Here is a 6,626-nt window from a genome sequence, read left to right as displayed (position 1 = left end):
GTCAAACGCGCCATCTCCAAACACCGCGCCAAAGGCGACATCGACCGCAACAGCTACAAAACGCAGATCAGCATCCACATCCTGCCGGGTTGACAACCCGGCAGGATCGCTAACTGAGCGGCATTGGCCCTAGTCCAGTTCGGTAGCCCAGGAGCGCAGCGTGGCGACCCGGCCGCGCAGCGCGCCGAGTTCGGTCTCGTCCAGGACGGTGCGCTGAATGCCGTGCGCCACTTCGAAAGCCGACTGGCGATGATCATCGATCACCTCGATATCCAGGCGCACCGCAGCGTACTCCGCGGCATCGGGCATCTGCTCGGCGATGACCCGCGCCTTGCCCCTGGCGCACAGCGCCACATTGCCGCCGCCGAGGATGAGCAGTGCCACCTCCGGCCTGGCCCGCAGCCTCGCCAGCGAGCCGCGGTCGAATTTCAGGCTGAGCAGGATGGTGCGATCGTCGGCGCGCACCGGCCAGGACACCGGAATCGCGTGCGGCGCGGGGTCGGTGGTGACCAAGACCGCGATGGTGTCCTGCGGCCACTGGGGTAACGCGTCCAGTTCGGGATGGTCGGTCGACTGGTTCTGGTGCTGCGCGGGAGTTGCTCCGCCTGCCATCTTCGTCACCTCGTGGATGGTCGCGCGCGACGGGCTGTGCCGCGCACCTAGCAGTCTAGGGCGCGCTGCGCGGTTCGATACCGGCGTGCGGCGGCGCGATACCGCCGGGGCCCATTCGGTCTCAGGCGGAGGCCAGACGCGGAATCGGCAGGTGCGCCACCCATTCTCGGGCCGCGTCGCGCGCGCGGATGGTGCTGGAGGCGTCGTGGCGGGCGTGCTCGCCGAACTGTTCGGCGCCGCGGGCGGACAGTTTCGCGGCCGCGATCTCGCCGCCGCGATTGAAGGTGTCGCCGTAGACGGTGTCGCCCAGACCGAAGACGGCGAAACGCAAACCGGTCAGATCGGGTGCGAGCGTGTCGAGTTCGGCGAAGAAGGGTTCGGCTCCGGTGGGCAGGTCGCCGGATCCGTAGGTGGAGCACACGATGAGGTGGATATCGCGCGAGTCGAGTTCGGCTGCGGCGAACTCGGACATGTCGCGGACGTGGACGTCGTGGTCGGTCAGTGTGGCGGCCAGGGTTTCGGCCACGGATTCCGCGGTGCCCAGCTCGGTGCCGAACAGGATGACGACGCGCATACGACTCCCTCGTGTGTCGAGTTTACTGAGGCTATCCTAACTTCGACGTCCTGCTTTTCAAGAGGGTGCGGCGGTCGGGGAAGTTAGCGACAGAGTTGCTGACTCGCGACGGCAGCGCTCGGGCAGCTTTCGGGCAGGGTGTCCGGATTGACGCGGAGCCGGGACCGTTGCATCATTCCAGGGAGCGCCCCGCTTCTAGGGGCATAGCCAATACTTCTCTGCGCCACCCATCAGTATCGACGCCAAGGCGTCCCGCCGTGAGTGAGGTGAAACGAATGGTTATCCGGTCGTACGCGGTTCGTCGGATGAGTTCGTATCCTGATCACGGCTCGGTCCCCCACTCCTGACTGCGACCGCGTCGGCGCGCCGCCACGACATCCACGCGATGTCGGGCGTTCGAGCGCAGGCGCGGTGCCCCGTGCACCTCGGTGCGGCCGAGGTGCGAGCGGAATGCGGACCCGTCTCGGGCCGATTCCGGATGACGGCAATGCTGCGACAGCGATGGGGAAGACGATTCCGATGATGGATATGGGTGTGAATTCGGCTGCGGCGGAAAGGGTCTCGCGGCCCGTCGCGGGCAACCTGCTGGTCTCGGCCGCCGTCCTGGCCGATCTGGGGTATCTGCGCCGGGAGTTGGCGACGGCCGAGGTGTCCTACCTGCTGGTGCGCGACAGCGGGCACCGGCTGGTGCTCGCCGCCGACGCGGCGCAGTCCGCCATGATCGGCCGCGTGCTGAAAACTGCGGAGGCCGATGGCTTTTCGCGAACCAATTTGCAGCACAATGTGATTCGACTCGGTCGCGACCGCGATCCGGCCCATCGGATCGACCTGGAACTGTGGGAGTACCGCGGCGACACCGTCACCTGCCCGCGCCCGAACGCGTTGACCCGCACCGTCTTCGACTTCGCCGATGTGACGCCCGCCGAGGTGCTGCTGTTCGATCGGCGCTGGCCGACGCTGGCCGAGATGTTCGCCCCGCACCCCACCGATATCGGCTTCGACATCGATATCGTGTTCTCCTGGGTGGACGGTTCGGACCCGGAGTTCCGCGCCCGCCGCGCCGGTCTGCTCGCACAGGTCGTCCTCGGCGAGGGCGACGACGCCGACGCGCGCATCCGGCAGATCGATGAGCTGCGCTACGCGCTGCGCTCGGTCGACCGCAACGCACCGTGGCTGCGACGCATCTTCATCGCCACGGATTCAGCAGTGCCGCAGTGGCTTTCGGAACATCCACGGGTCACCGTGGTGCGCGCGGCCGAACACTTCGCCGACCCCTCCGGGCTGCCGGTGTTCAACTCGCACGCGGTGGAGAGCCAACTGCACCACATCGACGGCCTCAGCGAGCATTTCCTCTACTCGAACGACGATATGTTCTTCGCCCGTCCGGTGCGGCCGTCGATGTTCTTCAGCCCGGCCGGAATCAGTCGATTCATGGAGGCGGGCACCCGGATCGGTCTCGGCCGAAACAACGAGCGCCGCAGCGGATTCGAGAATGCCGCGCGGGTGAATCGGGAACTGCTGGCCGGGCGGTTCGGTTCGGTGATCACCCGGCATCTGGAACATGCCCCCGCCCCGCTGCGGCGCAGTGTGCTGTGCGAGATGGAACGCGAATTCCCGGTGGATTTCGCGCGCACCAGCGCGAGCCGATTCCGGGCCGCCACCGATATCTCCGTCACCAATTCGCTGTACCACTACTACGCGCTGCTCACCGGGCGGGCGATACCGCAGGAGTCGGCGCGCATGCGGTACGTCGACACCACCAGCCGGGCGGGGCTCGCGATGCTGACCGGTCTGGCCCAGCGGCGCGAGGTGGATTTCTTCTGCCTCAACGACGGCAGTTTCCCGGAGGTATCGGAGGCCGAACGGACACAGGTGGTTTCGGATTTCCTCGCCGACTACTTCCCGAATCCGGCGCCGTGGGAACTGGTCGCGCCGATCCCGGAATCGGCTACCGGGGCTGCATGACCACGGGGATCCTCGGCGCGGGCGCGATGATGATGCCTTCCCGCGCCAGGCGTTGCGCAGCCTGTTCGGGGGTGGACGGGTTGCCGACGGTGGGTCCCTTGTCGATCGGGACCACCGAATGCACCACGGTGTCGGCGTACATGTGCACGTAGTTGAATGCCTGCGCGCCATCGCGTCCGCGCATGCCGCCCTGCGCCACCGCCAGATCCTGGGTGTAGCAGGCGGCGGAGGCGACCGAGACCGGTATGCCCGCGAAGGTCGCGAACGTGGAGAAATGCAGGTGCCCGGCCAGAATCACCCGCACATCGCTGCCCGCCAGCACCTCGGCCAAGCGCCGCTGCTCGCGCAGTTCGACCACCACCGCGGGATCGAGCACGCACGGCACCGGCGGATGGTGCATGGCCAGCACGGTGCCGAACGGCGCCGGTTCGGCCAGCACCTCGCCCAGCCAGTTCAGTTGCGCGTCGGTGAGTTCGCCGTGGTGGTAGCCGGGCACCGAGGTGTCGAGCGCGACGATTCGCAACCCATCGATCATCCGGACGTAGTCCACCGGCTCGGTCGACGGCGCCTCCCGCAACATCAGATCCCGCACCGCGGCCCGGTCGTCGTGATTGCCCATCACCCATACGACCGGCGCGTCGAGATCCGCCGCCACCGGCTCGATCAACCCGCGCAACTTGGTGTAGGCCGCGCCCTCACCCCGATCGGCGAGATCCCCGGTGATCACTATCGCCGCGGGCCGAATCCCACTCGCCCGAGCCTGCTCGAGCAACTGCCGCAACCGCCGATCAGCATCCACCGCACCGTAAAGTTCACCGGCCCCCGCGATCAGATGCGTATCACTGAAATGGAATAGAACATGATCCGGTCGCGGATACTCCGCGACTCTGGAGACCTGCACCGGACCGAATGCCCCTCCCAGCGGCCAACCCGCCATCGCCATCACTTCCGGCCAGAATATCCAACCCGAGTAGACGCTCCCATCGACGCCCGATGACGATCACCTTGCGGGAAGGTGGAATCTAGCCTGCGGGCTGGGTTTCGGGGACAACCATGGGGATCGCGCGTTCGCGGGAGGTGAGGAGGGTGAAGTAGCGGCGGAGCATGAGGAGGGCGGTGGTGGCCAGGCCTGCGGTCAGGCCCCACCAGACGCCTGCCGCGCCGAGGTCGAGGGGGAAGGCGAGGAGTAGGGCGGTGGGGAGGCCGACGCACCAGTAGCCGATCAGGGACAGGCGTAGGCCCGCTGAGGTTTCGCGTAGGCCGCGTAGGAGGCCGGCGCCGATATTTTGGGCGGCGTCGAAGAATTGGAGGACGATGCCGATGAGGAGCAGGGTGTGGGCGACCTGCACGGCGGCGTCGTCGGTGGCGTGCAGGAATGGGCGCAGCACCCAGTTCGGTCCCAGGACGTAGACCAGGCCCATCGCGGCGGCGATCAGGGCGGCGTGCCGCAGCGCCAACCAGGCCAGGGTGCGGGCGCGCCCGTATTCGTCGCGGGCGGCGGCATGGCTGACCAGGATCGACGCCCCGTGCGAGAGTCCGATGGCGACCTGGAAGACGATGTAGATGACCTGGTAGACCACATTGTGCGCGGCCAGCGCCGCCGGGCCGAGATGACCCATGGCCAGCGCCAGCACCGAGAACATCCCCGCCTCGGACCCGTAGGTCAGCGCGATCGGGGTGCCGAGGCGCAGTTCGGCGCGCACCGTGCCCATCGGGACCGGCCAGGGCCGAAGCGGCAGCGTCGCACCCACTTTCGGATCGCGCAGCACCATGGCCAGCAGTGCGAGGAAAGTGACGAGGAAGACCAGCGAGGTGGCTACGCCGATCCCGGTGAGCCCGAGTTCGGGCAGGAAGGCCCAGCCGCGCATGAAGGCAAGGGCCAGCACCACATTCAGGCCGATGGAGCCGAGGGTCACCATGAGCAGCGCCTGCGGGCGCTGCATACCGACGGTGTACTGCCGCAGCACCTGGAACCACAGGCACGGCAGCAGACCGGGCGCCAGCGCCACCATGAGCGGGCGGGCGTCGGCGAGCACCCCGGCGTCCTGGCCGAACCAGCGCAGACCCCAGCCGAGTCCGATGAGTATCGCGCCGCCGAGCAATCCGGCGACGGTGGCGATGAAGAAACTCGATCGCACGATCGCGCGGATCTCCGGATCGGCCGAATCCCCGCGCTTGTCCGCCGAACTCACCGCTGTCGCCACCTGATTGCCGGTGGCGGTGATCAGTCCGACGCACATGGTGCGAATCTGGTTGAACAGCACAATGGCCAGGCCGCCCGCGGCGACCTGACGCACCCCGAGCGTGCCCATGAGCGCGATATTGGTGGTGGACACCGCGATCTGGGCCAGCTGGGTGAGCGCGATCGGCGCGGCCAATCCGGTCAGCCGTCGCCCGTCACCGCGCAGGACCGACCCGATCACCGCGCCCGCACCAGTGGCCTGCGTCCTGCGGGGGCGTGGCGGTCGAGCAACTCGCGCACCTCTCGTTCGGTCTCGGCGTCGAGTAGGTCGCGTTCCCGCATCCAGTCGTCGTCGAAGACGGTGTCCATGTACTTCTCCCCGCCGTCGCACACCAGGGTGACCACGGTCGAGCCGGGCGGGAACTGTTCCATCCTGGTCAGCGCGGCAAACACCGACCCGCCCGCGGAGCCGCCGATCAGCAGCCCGATCTCGGCGGCTACCGCGCGGGCGGTGGCGAAGGCGGCCCGATCGGACACCTTCAGACCCTCGTCCAGCAGCGCGTAGTCGACGGCGGTGCCGATGGTCGCGCCGGGCGGGGTGCCGGTGCCGGACTGCCAGTACGGGCCGCCGGGACCGCCGAAAGCGATCGAGCCGACCGGTTCCACCCCGACCACCCGTGGCGTGCCACCGAGTTCGCGCAGCCGGGTCGCGGTGCCGAACAGCGATCCGCCGGTGCCGACTGCCGAGAGCAGGATGTCCACCCGCGCCACGTCGGCGAGCAATTCCTCGGCGACAGCGTAGTAGCCCAGCGCGTTGGCCGGGTTGTTGTGCTGTTCGGTGAAATGCGCGCCGGGCAGTTCGGCGGCCATGGCTGCGGCCAGATCCTCGCGGGCGGAGGTGGCCAAGGTGTCGTCGCCGTCGTCGGCGACATACACCAGTTCCGCACCCATCGCTCGCATCGCGCGCAGTTTGTCCTTACTCGCGTGGTGGTCGACCACGGCGGTGAAGCGGTATCCGCGTTCGGCCGCGACCACCGCCAGTCCGAGTCCGGTATTGCCGGACGTGGACTCGATAATATGCCCGCCATCGCCCAGCAAACCATTCCGCTCGGCCTCGTCCACCATGGCGCGGGCCATGCGGATCTTAGCCGCGCCCGTCGGATTGAACTGTTCGAGTTTCAACAGCAGGCGGGTGCCACCGGTGGTGGTCGCCAGTTCGAACAGTGGTGTGCGGCCGATCAGATCCGTCACGCGCGTGACGAGCGGCATGGAAATGTCCTCCTCTTTCGGGAT

The 6,626-nt window shown here is 67.8% G+C and carries 6 protein-coding genes; 1 reads left to right on the top strand and 5 read right to left on the bottom strand.

Translation table 11 applies throughout. From position 1 onward, the window contains the following. Positions 1-129: 129 nt before the first annotated feature. Positions 130-612 (bottom strand): pyridoxamine 5'-phosphate oxidase family protein, encoded by a 483-nt coding sequence (locus D5S18_RS14045; protein ID WP_120041003.1) that lies wholly within the window; start codon positions 610-612, stop codon positions 130-132. Between the two features lie 121 nt (positions 613-733). Further along, the gene (locus tag D5S18_RS14040; RefSeq protein ID WP_120041001.1) at positions 734-1,186 is read right to left on the bottom strand and encodes a flavodoxin domain-containing protein; all 453 of its coding nucleotides are present in this window, start codon (positions 1,184-1,186) and stop codon (positions 734-736) included. Positions 1,187-1,699: 513 nt separating this feature from the next. On the opposite strand from D5S18_RS14040, the gene D5S18_RS14035 reads away from it, so the two are divergent. Then, positions 1,700-3,151 carry a stealth family protein gene (locus tag D5S18_RS14035; protein WP_439651121.1) on the top strand — a complete coding sequence of 484 codons (1,452 nt, stop codon included), beginning with the start codon at positions 1,700-1,702 and terminating at the stop codon, positions 3,149-3,151. On the opposite strand, the gene D5S18_RS14030 is transcribed toward D5S18_RS14035, so the two are convergent. The 3 genes from D5S18_RS14030 to D5S18_RS14020 all read right to left on the bottom strand — a co-directional run bounded on the left by D5S18_RS14030 (position 3,135) and on the right by D5S18_RS14020 (position 6,602). Next, a complete protein-coding gene (locus tag D5S18_RS14030; RefSeq protein WP_120041048.1) occupies positions 3,135-4,088 on the bottom strand; it encodes a phosphodiesterase in 954 nt (317 codons plus the stop codon). The two genes, D5S18_RS14035 and D5S18_RS14030, sit on opposite strands and share 17 nt — an antisense overlap. Before the next feature lie 85 nt (positions 4,089-4,173). Continuing rightward, positions 4,174-5,574, bottom strand: a complete 1,401-nt coding sequence (locus D5S18_RS14025; protein WP_120040999.1) for an MATE family efflux transporter — start codon at positions 5,572-5,574, stop codon at positions 4,174-4,176. Beyond that, on the bottom strand, positions 5,571-6,602 hold the full coding sequence (locus tag D5S18_RS14020; RefSeq protein WP_120040997.1) for a PLP-dependent cysteine synthase family protein: 1,032 nt from the start codon (positions 6,600-6,602) through the stop codon (positions 5,571-5,573). The genes D5S18_RS14025 and D5S18_RS14020 overlap by 4 nt, the downstream gene beginning before the upstream one ends. Between the last annotated feature and the right edge of the window lie 24 nt (positions 6,603-6,626).

It is taken from the genome of Nocardia panacis (assembly GCF_003598715.1).
GTDB classification, from domain to species: domain Bacteria; phylum Actinomycetota; class Actinomycetes; order Mycobacteriales; family Mycobacteriaceae; genus Nocardia; species Nocardia panacis.
This window is presented reverse-complemented; position numbering and strand designations above follow the sequence as displayed.

What these genes read in the sequence shown, in the direction of transcription:
- D5S18_RS14030 (WP_120041048.1), bottom strand. Translation starts at nt 4,088, where the DNA reads ATGGCGGGTTGGCCGCTGGGAGGGGCATTCGGTCCGGTGCAGGTCTCC.
- D5S18_RS14045 (WP_120041003.1), bottom strand. Translation starts at nt 612, where the DNA reads ATGGCAGGCGGAGCAACTCCCGCGCAGCACCAGAACCAGTCGACCGAC.
- D5S18_RS14020 (WP_120040997.1), bottom strand. Translation starts at nt 6,602, where the DNA reads ATGCCGCTCGTCACGCGCGTGACGGATCTGATCGGCCGCACACCACTG.
- D5S18_RS14040 (WP_120041001.1), bottom strand. Translation starts at nt 1,186, where the DNA reads ATGCGCGTCGTCATCCTGTTCGGCACCGAGCTGGGCACCGCGGAATCC.